Source organism: Anoxybacillus sp. LAT27 (assembly GCF_022030075.1).
In the GTDB taxonomy this organism is placed as follows: Bacteria; Bacillota; Bacilli; order Bacillales; family Anoxybacillaceae; genus Anoxybacillus; species Anoxybacillus kestanbolensis.
In genome coordinates this window covers 19,474-38,100 of record NZ_JAIWYK010000423.1, presented here as the reverse complement: position 1 = coordinate 38,100, position 18,627 = coordinate 19,474, and the positions used below count along the sequence as shown (strand labels likewise).

Annotated in this window: 20 protein-coding genes and 1 riboswitch; all 20 genes read left to right on the top strand. The window is 42.6% G+C overall.

Annotation, left to right across the window (positions count from 1 at the left end):
* Positions 1 to 45: 45 nt before the first annotated feature.
* The 20 genes from LD028_RS11795 (at position 46) to LD028_RS11700 (ending at position 18,622) form a co-directional block, all read left to right on the top strand.
* Positions 46 to 2,424 carry a 3-hydroxyacyl-CoA dehydrogenase/enoyl-CoA hydratase family protein gene (locus LD028_RS11795; RefSeq protein WP_237811915.1) on the top strand — a complete coding sequence of 793 codons (2,379 nt, stop codon included), beginning with the start codon at positions 46 to 48 and terminating at the stop codon, positions 2,422 to 2,424.
* Between the two features lie 12 nt (positions 2,425 to 2,436).
* Positions 2,437 to 3,609: an acetyl-CoA C-acetyltransferase gene (locus LD028_RS11790; RefSeq protein ID WP_006322724.1), complete on the top strand. Its 1,173-nt coding sequence runs from the start codon at positions 2,437 to 2,439 to the stop codon at positions 3,607 to 3,609.
* 15 nt (positions 3,610 to 3,624) lie between these two features.
* Positions 3,625 to 5,406, top strand: coding sequence for an acyl-CoA dehydrogenase family protein (locus LD028_RS11785; protein WP_275125002.1), 1,782 nt, complete (start codon positions 3,625 to 3,627; stop codon positions 5,404 to 5,406).
* Between the two features lie 69 nt (positions 5,407 to 5,475).
* The gene (locus LD028_RS11780) at positions 5,476 to 5,835 is read left to right on the top strand and encodes an arsenate reductase family protein (protein WP_237811913.1); all 360 of its coding nucleotides are present in this window, start codon (positions 5,476 to 5,478) and stop codon (positions 5,833 to 5,835) included.
* Between the two features lie 57 nt (positions 5,836 to 5,892).
* Positions 5,893 to 6,276 (top strand): glycine cleavage system protein GcvH, encoded by a 384-nt coding sequence (gene gcvH, locus LD028_RS11775; RefSeq protein ID WP_035048566.1) that lies wholly within the window; start codon positions 5,893 to 5,895, stop codon positions 6,274 to 6,276.
* Positions 6,277 to 6,310: 34 nt separating this feature from the next.
* Positions 6,311 to 6,559, top strand: coding sequence for a YusG family protein (locus tag LD028_RS11770; RefSeq protein ID WP_006322730.1), 249 nt, complete (start codon positions 6,311 to 6,313; stop codon positions 6,557 to 6,559).
* Between the two features lie 97 nt (positions 6,560 to 6,656).
* Entirely contained in the window at positions 6,657 to 7,004 is a 348-nt protein-coding gene (locus LD028_RS11765; protein ID WP_237811912.1) for a toprim domain-containing protein, read from the top strand.
* An 8-nt stretch (positions 7,005 to 7,012) separates the two neighbouring features.
* Positions 7,013 to 7,282: a thioredoxin family protein gene (locus tag LD028_RS11760; protein ID WP_237811911.1), complete on the top strand. Its 270-nt coding sequence runs from the start codon at positions 7,013 to 7,015 to the stop codon at positions 7,280 to 7,282.
* Between the two features lie 130 nt (positions 7,283 to 7,412).
* Positions 7,413 to 7,712, top strand: coding sequence for a hypothetical protein (locus tag LD028_RS11755; protein WP_035020823.1), 300 nt, complete (start codon positions 7,413 to 7,415; stop codon positions 7,710 to 7,712).
* A 61-nt stretch (positions 7,713 to 7,773) separates the two neighbouring features.
* Positions 7,774 to 9,066: an O-acetylhomoserine aminocarboxypropyltransferase/cysteine synthase family protein gene (locus LD028_RS11750; protein ID WP_237811910.1), complete on the top strand. Its 1,293-nt coding sequence runs from the start codon at positions 7,774 to 7,776 to the stop codon at positions 9,064 to 9,066.
* 158 nt (positions 9,067 to 9,224) lie between these two features.
* Positions 9,225 to 9,330: riboswitch (SAM riboswitch) on the top strand.
* A gap of 71 nt (positions 9,331 to 9,401) precedes the next feature.
* Complete coding sequence (locus tag LD028_RS11745) at positions 9,402 to 10,430, top strand: methionine ABC transporter ATP-binding protein (protein ID WP_077429560.1); 1,029 nt, start codon at positions 9,402 to 9,404, stop codon at positions 10,428 to 10,430.
* On the top strand, positions 10,420 to 11,088 hold the full coding sequence (locus LD028_RS11740) for a methionine ABC transporter permease (RefSeq protein ID WP_237811909.1): 669 nt from the start codon (positions 10,420 to 10,422) through the stop codon (positions 11,086 to 11,088). Before LD028_RS11745 ends, LD028_RS11740 begins: the two co-directional genes overlap by 11 nt.
* Before the next feature lie 18 nt (positions 11,089 to 11,106).
* Positions 11,107 to 11,931 (top strand): MetQ/NlpA family ABC transporter substrate-binding protein, encoded by an 825-nt coding sequence (locus LD028_RS11735; RefSeq protein ID WP_237811908.1) that lies wholly within the window; start codon positions 11,107 to 11,109, stop codon positions 11,929 to 11,931.
* 71 nt (positions 11,932 to 12,002) lie between these two features.
* Positions 12,003 to 12,347, top strand: coding sequence for a carboxymuconolactone decarboxylase family protein (locus LD028_RS11730; protein WP_035048542.1), 345 nt, complete (start codon positions 12,003 to 12,005; stop codon positions 12,345 to 12,347).
* Between the two features lie 177 nt (positions 12,348 to 12,524).
* Positions 12,525 to 13,304, top strand: a complete 780-nt coding sequence (sufC, locus tag LD028_RS11725) for a Fe-S cluster assembly ATPase SufC (RefSeq protein ID WP_006322743.1) — start codon at positions 12,525 to 12,527, stop codon at positions 13,302 to 13,304.
* A 15-nt stretch (positions 13,305 to 13,319) separates the two neighbouring features.
* A complete protein-coding gene (gene sufD / locus LD028_RS11720) occupies positions 13,320 to 14,624 on the top strand; it encodes a Fe-S cluster assembly protein SufD (protein ID WP_006322745.1) in 1,305 nt (434 codons plus the stop codon).
* The gene (locus tag LD028_RS11715; protein ID WP_237811907.1) at positions 14,624 to 15,844 is read left to right on the top strand and encodes a cysteine desulfurase; all 1,221 of its coding nucleotides are present in this window, start codon (positions 14,624 to 14,626) and stop codon (positions 15,842 to 15,844) included. The genes sufD and LD028_RS11715 overlap by 1 nt, the downstream gene beginning before the upstream one ends.
* Positions 15,834 to 16,274 (top strand): Fe-S cluster assembly sulfur transfer protein SufU, encoded by a 441-nt coding sequence (sufU, locus tag LD028_RS11710; protein ID WP_012575968.1) that lies wholly within the window; start codon positions 15,834 to 15,836, stop codon positions 16,272 to 16,274. The genes LD028_RS11715 and sufU overlap by 11 nt, the downstream gene beginning before the upstream one ends.
* Positions 16,275 to 16,296: 22 nt before the next feature.
* On the top strand, positions 16,297 to 17,694 hold the full coding sequence (gene sufB, locus LD028_RS11705) for a Fe-S cluster assembly protein SufB (protein WP_237811906.1): 1,398 nt from the start codon (positions 16,297 to 16,299) through the stop codon (positions 17,692 to 17,694).
* A 79-nt stretch (positions 17,695 to 17,773) separates the two neighbouring features.
* Complete coding sequence (locus tag LD028_RS11700) at positions 17,774 to 18,622, top strand: DUF72 domain-containing protein (protein WP_237811905.1); 849 nt, start codon at positions 17,774 to 17,776, stop codon at positions 18,620 to 18,622.
* Positions 18,623 to 18,627 lie beyond the last annotated feature (5 nt).

The window sequence follows — 18,627 nt, the reverse complement described above, 5'->3', positions numbered from 1 at the left end:
AAAAATGAATGACCATTCATTCAATTCGGATAAGGGGGAACGAGCATGCGAATTAAAAAAGCAGCGGTTCTCGGTTCCGGAGTTATGGGATCGGGGATTGCGGCACATTTAGCGAACGTCGGTATTCCGACATTGTTGTTAGATATTGTACCGAAAGAGTTGACAGCTGAAGAACAAGCAAAAGGATGGACGCTTGAACATAAACAAGTGCGCAATCGCATCGTCAATCAAGCGGTTCAACGTTTATTGAAACAAAAGCCAGCGCCACTTATGTCGAAAGCCAACTTAGCATTAATCGAAGTCGGTAACTTTGAAGATGACTTTCATCGCTTAGCCGAATGCGATTGGATTATTGAAGTCGTTGTTGAGCGGCTTGATGTGAAAAAAAGTGTGTTTGAAAAAGTGGATGAAGTCAGAAAGCAAGGAAGTATCGTCAGCTCAAACACGTCCGGCATTTCCATCGAAGCGATGGCCGAAGGACGCTCGGACGATTTTAAAAAGCACTTTTTAGGCACGCACTTTTTCAATCCACCGCGCTATTTAAAATTATTAGAAGTCATTCCGACAAAGCACACTGATCCAGCTGTTGTTACGTTTATGAAACAATTTGGTGAAAACGTGCTCGGTAAAGGGGTTGTGCTTGCGAAAGATACGCCAAACTTTATCGCCAATCGCATCGGTACGTACGGTTTGCTTGTGACGGTACGTGAAATGATGAAAGGCGGTTATAGTGTTGGCGAAGTCGATTCTGTGACAGGGCCATTAATCGGTCGTCCGAAAAGTGCAACGTTCCGCACGCTCGATGTCGTCGGTTTAGACACGTTTATTCATGTGGCCAACAACGTATTCGAAAAAGTAGAAGGTGAGGAAAAAGAAGCATTTACTGTTCCATCTTTTATGAAGACAATGGTTGAAAAAGGATGGCTTGGCAGTAAATCAGGGCAAGGATTTTTCTATAAAAAAGGAAAGGACATTTTTGAATTAAATTATGAAACGCTTGAGTATGAACCAACGAAAAAACTAAAGGCACCGTCCGTTGAAATGAGCAAACAAGCAAAAGGAACAGCGAATAAATTGAAAGCGCTTGTATATGCGAATGACCGTGCGGGGCAACTACTTTGGAACATTTTAAGCCCAACGTTATTATATTCTGCCGAGTTACTAGGAGAAATCGCAGATGACATCGTAGCGATTGACCGTGCGATGAAATGGGGCTTTGGTTGGGAGCTCGGTCCTTTTGAAACATGGGATGCAATTGGCGTAAAACAGTCTGTTGAAAAAATGAAAGCGGAAGGTCGTCAAGTACCATCGTGGGTTGAAGATATGCTTGCGAGCGGACACGAAACGTTTTATAAACACGAGCACGGTCGCGTGTCGTACTACGATCGTGGACAATATAAGCCGGTTGAAGAAAACGAAAAAGTCATTCACATTTCACGTTTAAAAGAACAAAAAGGGGTCATTAAGAAAAATAGTGGGGCAAGTTTAATTGACCTTGGTGACGATGTAGCATTACTCGAATTTCATTCACCGAACAACGCCATTGGGTTTGACATCGTCCAAATGATTAACTACGCGTTAGAAGAAGTTGATCGCAACTATAAAGGACTTGTCATCGGAAATCAAGGAAAAAACTTCTGTGTCGGCGCGAACCTTGCGATGATTTTAATGGAAGCACAAGATGATAACTATTTTGAAATCGAAATGGTCGTTCGTCAATTCCAACAAGCGATGATGAATATTAAATATAGCTCAAAACCGGTTGTCGTTGCGCCATTTGCGATGACGCTCGGCGGTGGAACGGAAATTTGCTTACCAGCTTCACGCATTCAAGCAGCTGCAGAAACATACATGGGGCTTGTTGAGGTAGGTGTCGGTCTCATTCCAGGCGGCGGTGGAAATAAAGAGTTATACATTAAACATTTAAGCGGCATGCCAAACGGTGTGGAATTTGATTTGCAAAAGGTTGCAAATAAAGTGTTTGAAACGATTGCGATGGCGAAAGTATCGACATCGGCAGCAGAAGCGCATGAGTTAAATTTCTTAAATGCACAAGATGGTATTTCGATCAATGGTGATCATCTCATTCATGACGCAAAACAAGCGGTATTAGCGCTATATGAGAGCGGATACAAACCGCCGGTGCGTAAAAAAATCCCGGTTGTCGGAGAAACAGGGTATGCGACGTTACTACTTGGTGCCCAAGGTATGTATCATTCCGGTTACATTTCGGAGCATGATTTAAAAATCGCGAAAAAACTTGCTTACGTCATTGCTGGTGGAAGCGTACCGTACGGAACAGAAGTGGACGAACAATATTTGCTTGATTTAGAGCGCGAAGCATTTTTAAGTCTTGTCGGTGAGCCGAAAACGCAAGCGCGCATGCAACATATGCTTCTCAAAGGAAAGCCGTTAAGAAACTAAGGGGGGATTGACGTGAAAGAAGCGGTCATCGTTGCCGGGGCGCGCACGCCTGTCGGCAAAGCGAAAAAAGGGACGTTAGCAAACGTCCGACCAGATGATTTAGGGGCGATTGTTGTTAAAGAAACGTTGAAACGAGCAGGAAACTATGAAGGAAATATTGACGATCTCATTATCGGTTGTGCCATGCCAGAGGCAGAACAAGGGTTAAATATTGCGCGCAACATTGGCGCACTTGCTGGGTTACCGTATACGGTGCCAGCGATTACAATTAACCGTTATTGTTCATCAGGATTACAAGCGATCGCTTATGCGGCAGAGAGAATTATGCTTGGTCATGCAGATACGGTTATCGCTGGTGGCGTGGAGTCGATGAGCATGGTGCCGATGATGGGTCATGTCGTACGTCCGAACGTGAAGCTCGCAGAAAGTGCGCCAGAGTATTACATGTCGATGGGGCATACAGCTGAGCAAGTCGCGATGAAATATGGGGTGACGCGCGAAGAGCAAGATGCGTTTGCCGTTCGCAGCCATCAAAGAGCAGCGAAAGCGATTGCCGAAGGAAAATTTGTCGACGAAATTGTGCCGGTCGAAGTGACAGTCCGTCATATTGAAAATAATAAATTAGTAGAGAAAAAGATGACGTTTAGTCAAGATGAAGGAGTACGCCCAGATACAAATATGGAAACGCTCGCGAAGTTACGCCCTGCGTTTTCGGTAAACGGAACAGTAACAGCAGGAAACGCTTCCCAAACGAGTGACGGAGCAGCAGCGGTGATGGTGATGGATCATGAAAAAGCGAAAGCGCTCGGTTTACAACCGCTTGGTAAATTCCGCTCGTTTGCTGTTGCAGGTGTTCCACCTGAAGTGATGGGTATTGGTCCGATTGCAGCCATTCCAAAGGCGCTTAAGCTTGCGGGACTTGAGCTTTCTGACATCGGTTTAATTGAACTAAACGAGGCGTTCGCATCACAAGCAATTCAAGTCATTCGCGAACTCGGACTAGATGAAGAAAAAGTAAACGTGAACGGAGGAGCCATTGCTCTTGGGCATCCGCTCGGTTGTACAGGTGCAAAGCTAACGTTGACGCTTTTACATGAAATGCGTCGTCGCAACGAACAATTTGGCATTGTCACGATGTGCATTGGCGGCGGCATGGGTGCTGCTGGCGTATTTGAATTATTATAAGAGGGGGAAATAATGATGGAAAAAACATTGAAAGTTGCACAAGGTGGTAGCTTTTTAATTGAAGATGTGTCACCAACGCAAGTGTTTACACCAGAGGATTTTACAGACGAACAAAAAATGATTGCCAAAACGACAGAAGAATTTGTCGTGAATGAAGTGTTGCCGCAACTTGAACATCTAGAAAATCATGAGTTTGATCGTTCTGTTGCGCTTTTAAAACAAGCAGGTGAACTCGGATTGCTTGGCGCAGATGTGCCTGAAGAATATGGTGGATTAAGTTTAGATAAAATTAGCTCGGCATTAATTGCGGAAAAAATGTCGCGTGCCGGAGGTTTCTCAATTTCACACGGTGCGCACGTCGGGATCGGTTCGCTTCCAATCGTCTTGTTCGGAACAGAAGAGCAAAAACAAAAATATTTACCGGTGCTTGCGACAGGTGAGAAAATTGCTGCTTATGCGTTAACAGAGCCAGGTTCGGGTTCAGATGCGCTCGGTGCGAAAACGACGGCAAAACTCAATGCGGAAGGAACACATTACATTTTAAACGGGGAAAAACAATGGATTACAAACGCTGGTTTTGCCGATGTGTTTGTCGTATATGCAAAAGTAGACGGTGAACATTTTACAGCATTTATCGTCGAGCGCGATTTCCCTGGCGTATCGACAGGAGCAGAAGAAAAGAAAATGGGGATTAAAAGCTCATCGACGCGGACACTAATTTTACAAGATGCGCTCGTTCCGAAAGAAAATTTACTTGGCGAGATCGGCAAAGGGCACATCATTGCATTTAACATTTTAAATATCGGTCGTTACAAACTTGGCGTTGGTGCTGTTGGCGGAGCAAAACGTGCCCTAGAAGTGACGATTCAATACGCCAATCAACGTCAACAATTTAAAACACCAATTTCGAAATTTACATTAACACAAGAAAAATTAGCGACGATGGCGTCGAAATTGTATGCGGCAGAAAGCTCCGTCTACCGTACAGTCGGTTTATTTGAAGCGCGCATGGGACAGTTGACAGATGAACAAGCAAAAGATGGAAAGGAAACGGCGAAAGCGATTGCAGAATACGCGATCGAATGCTCTTTAAACAAAGTGTTTGCGACAGAAATGCTGGACTATATTGTCGATGAAGGGGTACAAATTCACGGTGGTTATGGTTTCATGCAAGAATACGAAATTGAACGCATGTATCGCGATTCGCGCATTAATCGTATTTTCGAAGGAACGAACGAAATTAACCGCCTCCTTGTGCCAGGCATGTATTTGCGCAAGGCGATGAAAGGCGAATTGCCGCTTTTACAAAAAGCGCAACAATTACAAGAAGAATTAATGATGCTTATGCCGGAAGAAGTTGGCGACGGCGTGCTTGAACAAGAAAAATATCTTGTGCGCCATGCGAAAAAAATCGCCTTAATGGTTGCAGGACTAGCAGCGCAAAAGTTTGGTCCGAAACTTGAAAAAGAGCAAGAAGTGCTTGTTAATATTGCAGACATTGTTAGCAACGTATATGCGATGGAATCTGCGCTTTTGCGCACGGAAAAAGCAATTGCGCAATCTGGTGTCGAGAAAAATAAACAAAAAGTATTGTACACACAAATTTTCTGCCAAGAAGCGTTTAATGAAATTGAAGCGCATGCAAAAGAAACGATCGTCGCTGTTGAACATGGTGACATGTTGCGTATGATGTTATCAGCATTACGCAAATTAACGCGTCACACACCAATTAACATCATTGCGAAAAAACGTGAGGCAGCGCAAGCACTAATTGAAGCTGAACGATATGTTGTGTAATAATGGAAGTACCAGACGCATCGTCTGGTACTTTTCCTTTATTATATTGTGCATAGATGAGGTGAGAAAATGGTAACATTTTATTGGTATCCAAAGTGCGGCACATGTCGAAAAGCAAAAAAATGGCTAGATGACAACAACGTTTCGGTACAAGCGATACATATTGTTGAACAGCCTCCGTCAAAAGAGCAGTTGCGGACGTTATATGAAAAAAGTGGGCTTGATTTAAAGAAATTTTTTAATACGAGCGGCATGAAGTATCGTGAACTTGGATTAAAAGACAAATTAAAAACGATGACAGAAGAAGACATGTTGCAATTGTTGTCATCAGACGGGATGTTAATCAAGCGTCCAATCATCACAAATGGCGAGCAAGTTATTGTCGGATTTGACGAACAAAAATATCACGAAATGTTTAAATTATCGTGAAATCATGTCGAAAATCGTGTATGATGAAAAAGAAGATGATATGTTGGAGGGAAAACGATGAGCATTCCAAAAGAGCTACGTTATTCACAAGAACATGAATGGGTGCGTGTCGAAGGAAATACGGTTCGCATTGGGATTACGGACTTTGCCCAGTCAGAACTCGGCGATATCGTATTCGTTGAATTGCCAGAAGTGGGGACACAACTCACAGCAAATGAGCCATTTGGTAGCGTGGAGTCAGTGAAAACTGTGTCTGAATTATATGCTCCAATTAGCGGAAAAGTCGTAGCTGTGAACGAAGAGTTAAACGACAACCCAGAGTATGTCAACGAATCACCATATGATAAAGCGTGGATGATCGTCATTGAGCCAAGCGATTTAAGTGAAGTGGACAACCTATTAACGGCAGAACAATACGAACAAATGATTAACCAAGATTAAAAAAACAACTCACAGGGCACCCTACAACACAGGGGTGTCTTTTTTGTTAAAACAAAAAACAATCGATATTACAAAAGATGTTGTTGGGAAATTTAATGAAAACGGCAACTTTGAGCTGTTTTATGACAACGAATGTGTTGGAGAATTTGTTCAAGAAACGAATAAGTTAAAGTTAAAGCATGGATACGAACAACAAAACGGGCGTATTTTGAAAAGCGTAACAGTTACTGAACATCCAAATATGAAATATGTCGATTGTGATACAGAAGGTGGTTGGTGTTAAGGGCAGCGACATCGCTGTCCTTTTGTATTGGATAAAAGGAGAAAAAGTGTGCGATCAAGAATATAATATACATAAATGAATGTACAAGGTGATGACGATGGCGATTGTTGAGGTAGAAAAAGTGATTATTGTCGAAGGGCGCTCAGATAAACGAAAAATCGAAAGCATCATTAGTGAGCCAGTTGAAATTATATGTACAAACGGAACGCTCGGTACCGCTAAACTTGATGAATTAATTGATGCTTTGTACGATAAAGAGGTGTACATTTTAGTCGATTCCGATGAAGCGGGGGAGAAATTACGTCGTCAACTCCGTCGAGAGTTTCCGCATGCAGAGCACTTATATGTTGATAAAATGTATCGTGAAGTCGCAGCAGCCCCGAAGCATCATATTGCGGTCGTGTTATTAAGTGCAAACATCGATGTACACGCACAATATTTATAGAAAGTTGTGTGATCGTTGTGAAAGTTGTCTATATGTACACGCCATTATGTGGAACATGTCAAGTGGCAAGTCGAATGGTTGATGTACTTGAGCAGTTATTGCCATCTATTACATTTGAGCGTCAAGATTTAAACTATGTCCCAGACAAAGCAGTTGAATGGCATATTGAAAGCGTTCCATGTTTACTTATTTTTCAACATGATAAACTTGTACAAAAAATATATGCTTTTCATTCTGTTCCATATTTATACGAAACGTTGCGAAAGCTGGCTGAATAAAGCCAGCTTTCGACATATTTCTTGGGAAATTGACGAGGGAACGAGACATTTGTCGAGCGTTTATAGCAGGAACTACTCGCATTTATATGGAAACAATGGATATGAGAAATATGGGACGGGGGGCGGTTAAATGAACATGTTAGCGCCGATTTTGCCAAATGATTGTTTATATATTCAACTACAATGGGAGAGTCGAGAAGTATTATTGTGCATATCGAAAGAAGGGATTCGTCGCGTAGAAGAGGTAGATGGAGAGCGAGTCATTACGATTCGTGGTTCGGCACAGGCAATTATGTCGCTATTGCAAGGGTCTTTAAAACTGCAGCAACAACTGCGATTAAACGAATTGTCCGTCACAGCATCGTTTCGTCACATTTTATTGTTAGAGTCGATCTTTTTCCTTGCCAAGCCGTATGATGTTGTTCGTTGACGAACGTATTTTATCGTGTTAAAATTCAAAATATTCGATCATTAGGTTAGGGGGAGAAACGATGAAATTTGAAACGATTGCTGTTCATGGCGGATTGCAAACGGATCCAGTAACGAAAGCACGTGCAGTGCCTATTTATCAGTCGAATGCATACTTGTTTGATAACACAGAACATGCGGCCAATTTATTTGCGCTAAAGGAAGCGGGATACATTTATACGCGCATTCATAACCCGACAGTGACTGTATTTGAAGAACGAGTGGCTAAGCTTGAAGGTGGTGTCGGGGCTTTAGCGGTCGCGAGCGGCATGGCGGCGATTACAATGGCGATTTTAAACGTTGCTCAAGCGGGAGATGATATTGTTTCTGCTTCGACGTTATATGGAGGAACGTACAATTTGTTTGCGAATACGTTGCCGAAATACGGCATTACGACGCATTTTGTCGATCCGTCTGATCCAGAAAATTTCCGTGCGGCAATTACACCAAAAACGAAAGCGATTTTTGCCGAAACAATTGGCAACCCAAGCCTGCATGTGTTAGACATTGAGGCGGTTGCGGAAATTGCGCATGAAGCAGGCATTCCGTTGATTATTGACAACACGTTTGCAACTCCGTACCTTTGCAGGCCAATCGAGCATGGAGCAGATATCGTCGTTCATTCGGCAACGAAATGGTTGCTTGGTAACGGAACGACGTTAGGTGGTATCATTGTCGATGGTGGAAAATTTGATTGGAATTCGCCGAAGTTTCCAGCGTTTACGACGCCAGATCCAAGTTACCATAATCTCGTATACGCAGACATCGGTGCGGCGGCGTATATCGTCAAAGCACGCGTGCAGTTGTTACGTGACTTAGGACCGGCGATTAGCCCGTTCAATGCATTTCAGTTTAATTTAGGGCTGGAGACGTTGCATGTCCGCATGAAAGAACATATTGCAAACACGAGAAAAATCGTCGAGTATTTGGACAACCATCCGGTCGTCAATTGGGTGTTGTATCCTGAACATGACAACCATCCAGCGAAAGAGCTAGCGAAAAAATATATGCCGAAAGGGGCAGGGGCAGTCGTTGTCTTTGGCATTCAAGGTGGCCGTGAAGCAGGGGCTACGTTAATTAACAACGTTAAGCTTTGGTCACATGTGGCAAACGTCGGCGATGCAAAAAGTTTAATTATTCATCCTGCAAGTACAACGCATCAACAGTTAAGTTCAGAAGATTTGAAAGCATCCGGCGTAACAGAAGATATGATTCGTTTATCGGTCGGTATTGAAAACGTGGACGATTTAATCGAAGACTTAGAGCAGGCGATTGAAGCGGCGACAGGGGTACGGTCGATGTATTCGGAAGTGTAGCGTGTTAGCTGTATATAGCTAGCACGTTTATCTATATCAAAAAATTTTTTATTATTTTTCGTTGACACCGTCCTTCTTTCGATGATATACTCACTTTCGTAGTTTAAAAATATCCTTGAACGTATTAAAACGTTAACTGAATAAAGCGTTTAAAAGCGCTCTTATCAAGAGAGGTGGAGGGATGTGCCCGATGAAACCCGGCAACCGTCAGCGCTGCTGAAATGGTGCCAATTCACACAAAGCGTTTGCTTTGAGAGATAAGAGACAGAATGGATCATTACGCCTTTCTGTTCTCTTGAGCAGAAAGGCTTTTTTCATGGAAGGAAGGTGACAACATGATTACTTTATCAAACGTAACGAAAGTGTATAAAGCAGCAAGTGGGAATGTAACGGCAGTCGATCATGTGAATTTGCATATCGAACAAGGAGAAATTTTCGGTATTATCGGCTATAGTGGAGCAGGGAAAAGCTCGCTCATTCGGTTATTGAACGGATTAGAAAAGCCGACGAGCGGTGAAGTGATTGTTGATGGGAAAGATATGGGGAAAATTAGCGGGAAGCAGTTACGCCAAGCGCGCCAACAAATCGGCATGATTTTTCAACATTTTAATTTGCTTTGGTCACGAACCGTGCGCGAAAATATTGCTTTTCCGTTAGAAATTGCTGGCGTGCCGAAAGAAGAACGGATGAAGCGTGTCGATGAACTTATTCAACTCGTCGGTTTGCAAGGGAGAGAAAATGCGTATCCATCGCAACTGAGCGGCGGACAAAAGCAACGCGTTGGCATTGCGCGCGCATTAGCGAACAATCCGAAAGTGCTGTTATGCGATGAAGCAACATCGGCGCTTGATCCGCAAACGACCGACTCAATTTTAGACTTGCTTGTTGATATTAATAAACGTCTCGGTTTAACGATCGTATTAATTACACACGAGATGCACGTGATTCGTAAAATTTGTGATCGCGTTGCGGTCATGGAAAACGGAAAAATTGTCGAAATGGGCGAAGTGCTTCACGTATTCCGCAAGCCAGAACAGCCGATTACAAAACGATTTGTCCAGCAAGTGACAGAGCCGGAAGAAACGAAAGAAGCGATGTTGCATCTTCTTGAACGATATCCGAATGGTAAAGTTGTTCAACTGACATTCGTTGGTGAAGCAGCTGAGCAACCGCTCATCACACAACTCATTCGTCAATTCGATTTAAATATAAATATTTTACAAGGGAAAATTTCGCAGACACATCACGGAGCATACGGGGTGTTGTTCATTCATTTAGACGGTGCGAATGAGGAGATTGAGCGAGCGCTCGCTTTTATTCGCCAGCAAGAAGTTGAAGTGGAGGTGTTGGCGAATGTTCAATGAACTATTTCCGAACGTCGTTTGGGATAAAATATGGGCAGCCACGACGGAAACGTTGTATATGACCGCCGTCTCCGTTGTCGCAACGTTTGTGCTTGGTATTTTACTCGGATTGTTGTTGTTTTTAACGTCTAAGGGAAACATATGGGAAAATCGTTTTATTAACGGTGTGATCGCATCGTTCGTCAACATTTTTCGTTCTATACCGTTTATTATTTTAATTATTTTGCTTATTCCATTTACGAAACTTGTCGTTGGTACAATTCTTGGAGCGGATGCTGCGCTACCGGCACTCATTATCGGGGCCGCTCCGTTTTATGCACGCATGGTTGAAATTGCGCTTCGTGAAATTGATAAAGGTGTCATTGAAGCGGCAAAAGCGATGGGGGCAACGACAGCAACAATTATTTGGAAAGTGCTTCTCCCTGAAGCGTTGCCAGCACTTGTATCTGGTATTACAGTTACAGCGATCGCGCTCGTTGGTTATACAGCGATGGCAGGAGTTGTTGGTGCTGGGGGGCTTGGAAACTTAGCGTATTTAGAAGGGTTTCAACGTAACAATAACGATGTGACATTTGTTGCAACAGTGCTCATTTTAGTGATTGTCTTCATTATTCAGTTTATTGGTGACTTTGTCACTTCTAAAATAGATAAAAGATAAAAAAGGAGGAAGAAACAAATGAAAAAATGGATCTCTTTACTTGTCGCGGCAGTTGTTGTATTAGCGCTCGCTGCTTGCGGAAAAAATGAAAGTGCCGAAGAAAAGACGAATAAGCTTGTTGTTGGTGCATCAAACGTGCCACATGCCGAAATTTTAGAAAAAGCAAAACCGATTTTAAAAGAAAAAGGAATCGAATTAGAAATCGTGACGTTCCAAGACTACGTATTACCGAATAAAGCGTTAGCGGATAAAGAGTTAGACGCGAACTATTTCCAACACATTCCTTATTTAGAAGCACAAATGAAAGAACATGGTTATGACTTTGTAAATGCTGGTGGTATTCATATTGAGCCGATTGGCGTATACTCAAAAAAATATAAAAGCCTTGAGGAGCTACCAAATGGTGCAAAAATCATTATGAGTAACTCTGTTGCTGACCACGGGCGCATTTTATCGATGCTTGAAGAAAAAGGATTAATTAAATTAAAAGATGGTGTTGATAAAACGAAAGCAACAGTTGATGACATCGTTGAAAATCCAAAAAATTTAGTATTTGAAGCAGATGTCGAGGCAGGATTGCTTCCGCAAGTATATAAGAATAACGAAGGAGATGCGGTATTAATTAACGCAAACTATGCGTTAGATGCCGGATTAGATCCAGCAAAAGATCCGATTGCGGTTGAGTCGCCAGAAAATAACCCATATGTGAATATTATCGCCGTTCGTAAAGGTGACGAAAAGCGTAAAGAAATTCAAACGCTCGTCGAAGTATTGCAATCAAAAGAAATTCAAGACTTCATTTTACAAAAGTATAACGGCGCGGTCATTCCAGCGGCAAAATAAGGATGTCCATTTGGGCATCCTTTTATATTTTTTGCAAAACGACGCATGATAAAAAGGAAGGAGGAGTGCATATGTCGATGGAACAATGTTTACACGAATATAAGCAAGGGCTAGGAACATTTACGCAACATATGCCGAAAGTTGGACAAACGTTTAATGCGTTTACAGAGGCATGTTTTGCAGAAGGATCGTTATCCAAAAAAGAAAAACAATTAATTGCTCTCGGTATTAGTGTCGCCAAACAAGATGAATATTGCACGATTTATCATACAAAAGGGTGTATCGATGAAGGGGCGACAGAAGAACAAATATTTGAAGCGTGTGCCGTTGCTGCTGCGTTAGCTGGCGGGGCGACGATGAGCCAAGCGGTTACGCTCGTTCGTCAATGTGTAGAAGAATTTCGGCACGTTCATTAAAAGGATAGGAATTCCCTATCCTTTTTTACATATGTGATGAAATGCACTTTAGAAACAAAAAAGTATCAAAATGCTTGCAATAAGGTTGCTAATACTTTTCATCTGTTATAAAATTGTAATGAGAATAAAATGAGAATTACGTTTCATGAACATAAGCGAAACTGGAGGTATTTTTTTATGGCAACATTAACAATTAAAGATCTTCACGTTGCAATTGACGGAAAAGAAATTTTAAAAGGGGTTAACCTTGAAATTAAAGGTGGCGAGTTCCATGCGATCATGGGGCCGAACGGAACAGGGAAATCGACGTTATCCGCTGCCATTATGGGGCATCCAAAATATGAAGTAACAAAAGGAAGCATTACATTAGATGGTCAAGATGTATTAGAAATGGAAGTAGATGAGCGCGCTCGTGCTGGACTATTTTTAGCGATGCAATATCCGAGCGAAATTAGCGGTGTAACAAATGCGGATTTCCTTCGCTCAGCAATTAACGCACGTCGCGGAGAAGGAAATGAAATTTCATTAATGAAATTTATCCGTCAATTAGATGAAAAAATGGCGTTTTTAGAAATGAATCCAGATATGGCGCATCGTTATTTAAACGAAGGATTTTCAGGCGGAGAGAAAAAGAGAAACGAAATTTTACAATTAATGATGTTACAACCGAAAATTGCAATTTTAGATGAAATTGACTCAGGTCTTGACATTGATGCATTAAAAGTTGTTGCAAAAGGCGTCAATGAAATGCGCAGCAACGACTTCGGCTGTTTAATCATTACGCACTATCAGCGTTTATTAAACTACATTACGCCAGATTACGTGCATGTTATGATGCAAGGACGCATCGTGAAATCTGGTGGTCCAGAGTTAGCACAACGTCTTGAGGCTGAAGGATACGATTGGATTAAAAAAGAGCTAGGCATTGAAGATGAAGTCGTCGAGCAAGAAGCGTAAGCGTTAGGAGGATTTGTGATGATTGAGACGAAACTACCATTCGACCAACAGTATGTCCGCTCTTTTTCTGAAGGGCGTGGAGAACCGGACTGGCTTTTAAACGTTCGCTTACAAGCTCTTGCGCAAGCTGAACAACTTCCTTTACCGAAGCCAGATAAAACGAAAATTGATCGTTGGAACTTTACACAATTTTCTACTCATCTCGTTGAAAGCGCACCGCTTTCGTCGTTAGAAGAGTTGCCAGAAGAAGTGAAAGTGCTTATTGATATCGATGAGGAACAAAAAAATGTATATGTGCAACGCGATCATACATGTGCATACGCATCGCTTGCCGATGAATTAAAAGAAAAAGGTGTCATTTTTACAGACTTAGCGACAGCTGTTCGCGAACATAGCGATCTTGTGGAAAAATATTTTATGAACGGTGTAAAAGTAAATGAACATCGTCTTGCTGCACTTCATGCTGCGCTTGTAAATGGTGGTGTGTTTGTATATGTACCAAAGCATGTGCAAATTGATGTGCCTTTGCAAGCTGTATATGTCCATGAAAAGGCGGAAGCGTTATTTAACCATGTCATTATCGTTGCGGATGTCGGTAGCAAAGTGACGTATGTTGAAAACTATATTTCAACATGTGAACGTTCTGAAGCGATCGTGAACATCATTGCTGAAGTGTTTGCATTAGACGATGCGCAAGTATTTTTTGGCGCTGTGGACAGTTTAGCGAAAGGGACGACGACATACGTAAACCGCCGCGGTATCACAGGTCGTCATGCACGCATTGAATGGGCGCTCGGTTTAATGAACGATGGAAATACCATTTCAGAAAACATTACGCGTTTAATCGGCGACGGTTCGTTTGGTGACACAAAAACAGTTGTTGTGAGCCGTGGAGAACAAGTGCAAAACTTTACAACAAGCGTCATTCATTATGGAAAGCATACGGAAGGCTACATTTTAAAACATGGCGTAGTCAAAGATGAAGCAACATCTATTTTTAACGGTATTGGCAAAATCGAGCATGGAGCATCGAAATCAAATGCAGAGCAAGAATCACGCGTGCTTATGTTAAGCCCAAAAGCGCGTGGCGACGCGAACCCAATTTTATTAATTGATGAAGATGACGTTACAGCAGGCCATGCGGCATCGGTCGGTCGTGTTGACCCGACACAATTATATTATTTAATGAGCCGTGGTATTCCGAAAACGGAAGCGGAACGATTAATTATTCATGGCTTTTTGGCGCCAGTCGTCAATGAAATTCCGATTGAGCGTGTGAAAAAACAATTAATCGAAGTGATCGAAAGGAAAGTTAAATGATGAACGTAAAAGAACTTCGTCAACTATTCCCGATTTTAGATCAACAAGTAAACGGCAAGTCGCTCGTTTATTTAGATAGCGCAGCGACTTCTCAAAAGCCGTTGCCTGTCATTGAAGCGATTGACAACTATTATCGGCAATACAATTCGAACGTTCATCGCGGCGTGCATACGCTCGGTACAAAAGCAACCGACGCATACGAAGGGGCGCGTGAAAAAGTGCGCCGCTTCATTGGTGCCGCTTCGACGGAAGAAATTATTTTTACGCGTGGGACGACAACGGCCATTAACTTAGTGGCGGCAAGTTACGGTCGCGCAAACGTGCGCGAAGGCGATGAAATCGTCATTACGTATATGGAGCACCATAGTAACATTATCCCCTGGCAACAAGTTGCTAAACAAACAGGGGCGACGCTTAAATACATTCCGCTACAACCAGATGGTACGATTCGCTTAGAAGATGTCGAACAAACGGTGACACCAAACACGAAAATTGTAGCTGTCATGCACGTATCCAACGTGCTCGGTACAATCAACTCAGTAAAAGAAATTGCACAAATCGCGCACAAAAACGGTGCTGTCGTCGTTGTTGACGGGGCACAAAGCACGCCGCACATGAAAGTAGATGTGCAAGATATCGACTGCGATTTTTATGCGTTTTCGGGACATAAAATGTGCGGCCCAACAGGCATTGGGGTGTTATACGGTAAAAAGCGCTTGCTTGAGCAAATGGAGCCTGTGGAATTCGGCGGGGAAATGATTGATTTTGTTGGGTTGTACGAGTCAACATGGAAAGAGCTTCCGTGGAAATTTGAGGGTGGTACACCAATTATCGCAGGAGCGATTGGTTTAGGAGCGGCGATTGATTTTCTTGAGCAAGTCGGGTTAGACCATATCGCTGAGCATGAACATCGTTTAGCGCAATATGCACTTGAACAGCTTGCAACGATTGATGGATTGACGATTTACGGTCCGAAAGAGCGGGCAGGGCTTGTGACATTTAATATTGACGGTGTGCATCCGCACGATGTTGCGACCGTCTTAGATGCGGAAGGCATTGCCGTTCGTGCTGGTCATCATTGTGCGCAGCCGCTAATGAAATGGCTAAACGTAACGGCGACTGCACGTGCAAGCTTTTATTTATACAACACAGAAGAAGAAATTGATGCACTCGTTTCAGCATTAAAGAAAACGAAGGAGTATTTCAGCTATGTCTTTTAATAGCCATTTAGATACGTTGTATCGACAAGTCATTATGGATCATTATAAAAACCCGAGAAATCGTGGTGTGTTAGAAGGGGAACACGTCGATATCAACATGAACAACCCGACGTGTGGCGACCGCATTCACTTAACATTAAAAGTAGAAGACGGAAAAATTGTCGATGCGAAGTTTGAAGGAGAGGGATGTTCTATTTCGATGTCCTCCGCATCGATGATGACGGAGGCGATCAAAGGAAAAACGATTGAAGAGGCGCTCAAGCTATCAACGATTTTTTCCGACATGATGCAAGGAAAAGATTATGACGATTCGATTGATTTAGGTGATATTGAAGCACTTCAAGGTGTATCGAAATTTCCAGCTCGCATTAAATGTGCAACGTTAGCGTGGAAAGCGATGGAAAAAGGATTGCATGAGCAACAAGGCTAGTCATAAAAAGGAGGCGAACGAGATGGCGAAAAAAATGCCAGAAATCGGTGAATATAAGTACGGTTTCGCTGATAAAGATGTATCTGTCTTCCGCGCTGAGCGCGGATTAACGCGCGAAATTGTAGAAGAAATTTCGCGAATGAAAGATGAACCAAAGTGGATGCTTGACTTTCGCTTAAAATCGTTAGATATTTTTTACAACATGCCGATGCCACAATGGGGTGGCGATTTATCAAGCTTAGATTTCGATGAAATTACGTATTACGTCAAACCTTCAGAAAAATCTGGGCGCTCATGGGATGAAGTTCCAGAAGAAATTAAAGCGACGTTTGATAAACTTGGTATTCCAGAAGCAGAACAAAAATATTTAGCAGGGGTATCGGCTCAATACGAATCGGAAGTTGTATACCACAACATGAAAGAAGACCTTGAGAAATTAGGTGTCATTTTTAAAGACACAGACTCAGCGCTAAAAGAAAACGAAGAGTTGTTCCGCGAGCATTGGGCAAAAGTCGTTCCGCCGACAGATAATAAATTTGCAGCACTCAACTCAGCCGTTTGGTCGGGTGGTTCGTTCATTTACGTACCAAAAGGTGTAAAAGTTGATACACCGTTGCAAGCGTATTTCCGCATTAACTCGGAAAATATGGGCCAATTTGAGCGGACGTTAATTATCGTCGACGAAGGGGCACACGTTCACTATGTTGAAGGCTGTACGGCGCCTGTCTATACGACAAACTCCCTTCATAGCGCCGTTGTTGAAATTATCGTGAAAAAAGGCGCGTATTGCCGTTATACAACGATTCAAAACTGGGCAAACAACGTCTTTAACCTCGTGACAAAGCGTGCTGTTTGTGAAGAAAACGCGACGATGGAATGGATTGACGGAAATATCGGATCGAAGCTAACGATGAAATATCCAGCAGTTATTTTAAAAGGAGAAGGTGCACGTGGTTTGACACTTTCGATTGCGATTGCTGGAAAAGGGCAACATCAAGACGCAGGTGCAAAAATGATTCACTTAGCACCAAATACATCATCAACGATCGTATCCAAATCGATTTCGAAACAAGGTGGAAAAGTCACATATCGCGGTATCGTTCATTTCGGACGGAAGGCGGACGGATCACGTTCAAATATTGAGTGCGATACACTCATCATGGATAATCAATCGACATCCGATACGATTCCATATAACGAAATTTTAAACGACAACATTTCGCTTGAACATGAAGCGAAAGTGTCGAAAGTATCAGAAGAACAATTATTCTATCTGATGAGCCGCGGTATTTCCGAACAAGAAGCAACAGAAATGATCGTCATGGGCTTTATCGAGCCATTTACAAGAGAATTGCCGATGGAATATGCGGTTGAAATGAACCGTCTCATTAAGTTTGAAATGGAAGGTAGTATTGGTTAATGAACAGCTGATGATCTGTGCTATGCAGGTCATCGGCTTTTTTTGTATGTTATGGTAAGATAAAATGTAGGTGATGAAGATGATTTATGTCGGATTAACAGGTTGGGGCGATCATGATAGTTTATATCCGTCTCGACTTGCGTCAAAAGATAAGCTACAAGCGTATGCCGCTTATTTTCCAACGGTTGAGGTTGATGCGTATTTTTATGCGATTCAACCGCGCCAGAACGTTGAAAAATGGATGGCGGAAACGCCTGCGTCATTCCAATTTGTCGTGAAGGCGTATCAAGGAATGACAGGGCACCAACGTGGCGACATTCCATATGCAAACAAAGACGAGATGTTTACTGCATTTTTACAATCGATTGGGCCGTTTCAACAAGGGAATAAGCTTGCGATGGTGTTATTTCAATTTCCACCTTGGTTCGATTGTAAAAAAGAACATGTTTACTATTTGCGTTGGTGCCGGGAGCGAATGGGGAATGTTCCTGTGGCACTTGAATTTCGTCATCAATCTTGGTTTTCCCCTCCGTTTTACGAAAAGACGTTGCGTTTTATGGAAGAAGAGCGCTGGATTCATAGCATTTGCGATGAACCGCAAGCGGGGGAAGGATCGGTACCGACTGTTCTTCATCCAACAGATCCAAATAAAACGCTCATTCGTCTACACGGACGCAACGTAGCTGGTTGGAATAAACGAGATGACGAAAATTGGCGTGCCGTTCGTTATTTATATCGATACAACGAGCAAGAGTTGCAAGAATGGGTAAAACATATTCGTCTGTTACAAACAAAATGTGAACATATTTACGTGTTGTTTAACAACAATTCGGGCGGTGATGCCGCTCATAATGCAAAACAGCTCTTGCAGATGTTAAGTATCGAGTATACGGATTTAGCGCCGCGGCAATTAGATTTGTTTTCATAATGGGG

Excerpts from the sequence above, each read along its gene's own strand:
- LD028_RS11795 (WP_237811915.1), top strand. The coding sequence starts at position 46 with ATGCGAATTAAAAAAGCAGCGGTTCTCGGTTCCGGAGTTATGGGATCG.
- LD028_RS11785 (WP_275125002.1), top strand. The coding sequence starts at position 3,625 with ATGGAAAAAACATTGAAAGTTGCACAAGGTGGTAGCTTTTTAATTGAA.
- LD028_RS11780 (WP_237811913.1), top strand. The coding sequence starts at position 5,476 with ATGGTAACATTTTATTGGTATCCAAAGTGCGGCACATGTCGAAAAGCA.
- gcvH (WP_035048566.1), top strand. The coding sequence starts at position 5,893 with ATGAGCATTCCAAAAGAGCTACGTTATTCACAAGAACATGAATGGGTG.
- LD028_RS11765 (WP_237811912.1), top strand. The coding sequence starts at position 6,657 with ATGGCGATTGTTGAGGTAGAAAAAGTGATTATTGTCGAAGGGCGCTCA.
- LD028_RS11755 (WP_035020823.1), top strand. The coding sequence starts at position 7,413 with ATGAACATGTTAGCGCCGATTTTGCCAAATGATTGTTTATATATTCAA.
- LD028_RS11750 (WP_237811910.1), top strand. The coding sequence starts at position 7,774 with ATGAAATTTGAAACGATTGCTGTTCATGGCGGATTGCAAACGGATCCA.
- LD028_RS11745 (WP_077429560.1), top strand. The coding sequence starts at position 9,402 with ATGATTACTTTATCAAACGTAACGAAAGTGTATAAAGCAGCAAGTGGG.
- LD028_RS11740 (WP_237811909.1), top strand. The coding sequence starts at position 10,420 with ATGTTCAATGAACTATTTCCGAACGTCGTTTGGGATAAAATATGGGCA.
- LD028_RS11735 (WP_237811908.1), top strand. The coding sequence starts at position 11,107 with ATGAAAAAATGGATCTCTTTACTTGTCGCGGCAGTTGTTGTATTAGCG.
- LD028_RS11730 (WP_035048542.1), top strand. The coding sequence starts at position 12,003 with ATGTCGATGGAACAATGTTTACACGAATATAAGCAAGGGCTAGGAACA.
- sufC (WP_006322743.1), top strand. The coding sequence starts at position 12,525 with ATGGCAACATTAACAATTAAAGATCTTCACGTTGCAATTGACGGAAAA.
- LD028_RS11715 (WP_237811907.1), top strand. The coding sequence starts at position 14,624 with ATGAACGTAAAAGAACTTCGTCAACTATTCCCGATTTTAGATCAACAA.
- sufU (WP_012575968.1), top strand. The coding sequence starts at position 15,834 with ATGTCTTTTAATAGCCATTTAGATACGTTGTATCGACAAGTCATTATG.
- sufB (WP_237811906.1), top strand. The coding sequence starts at position 16,297 with ATGGCGAAAAAAATGCCAGAAATCGGTGAATATAAGTACGGTTTCGCT.
- LD028_RS11700 (WP_237811905.1), top strand. The coding sequence starts at position 17,774 with ATGATTTATGTCGGATTAACAGGTTGGGGCGATCATGATAGTTTATAT.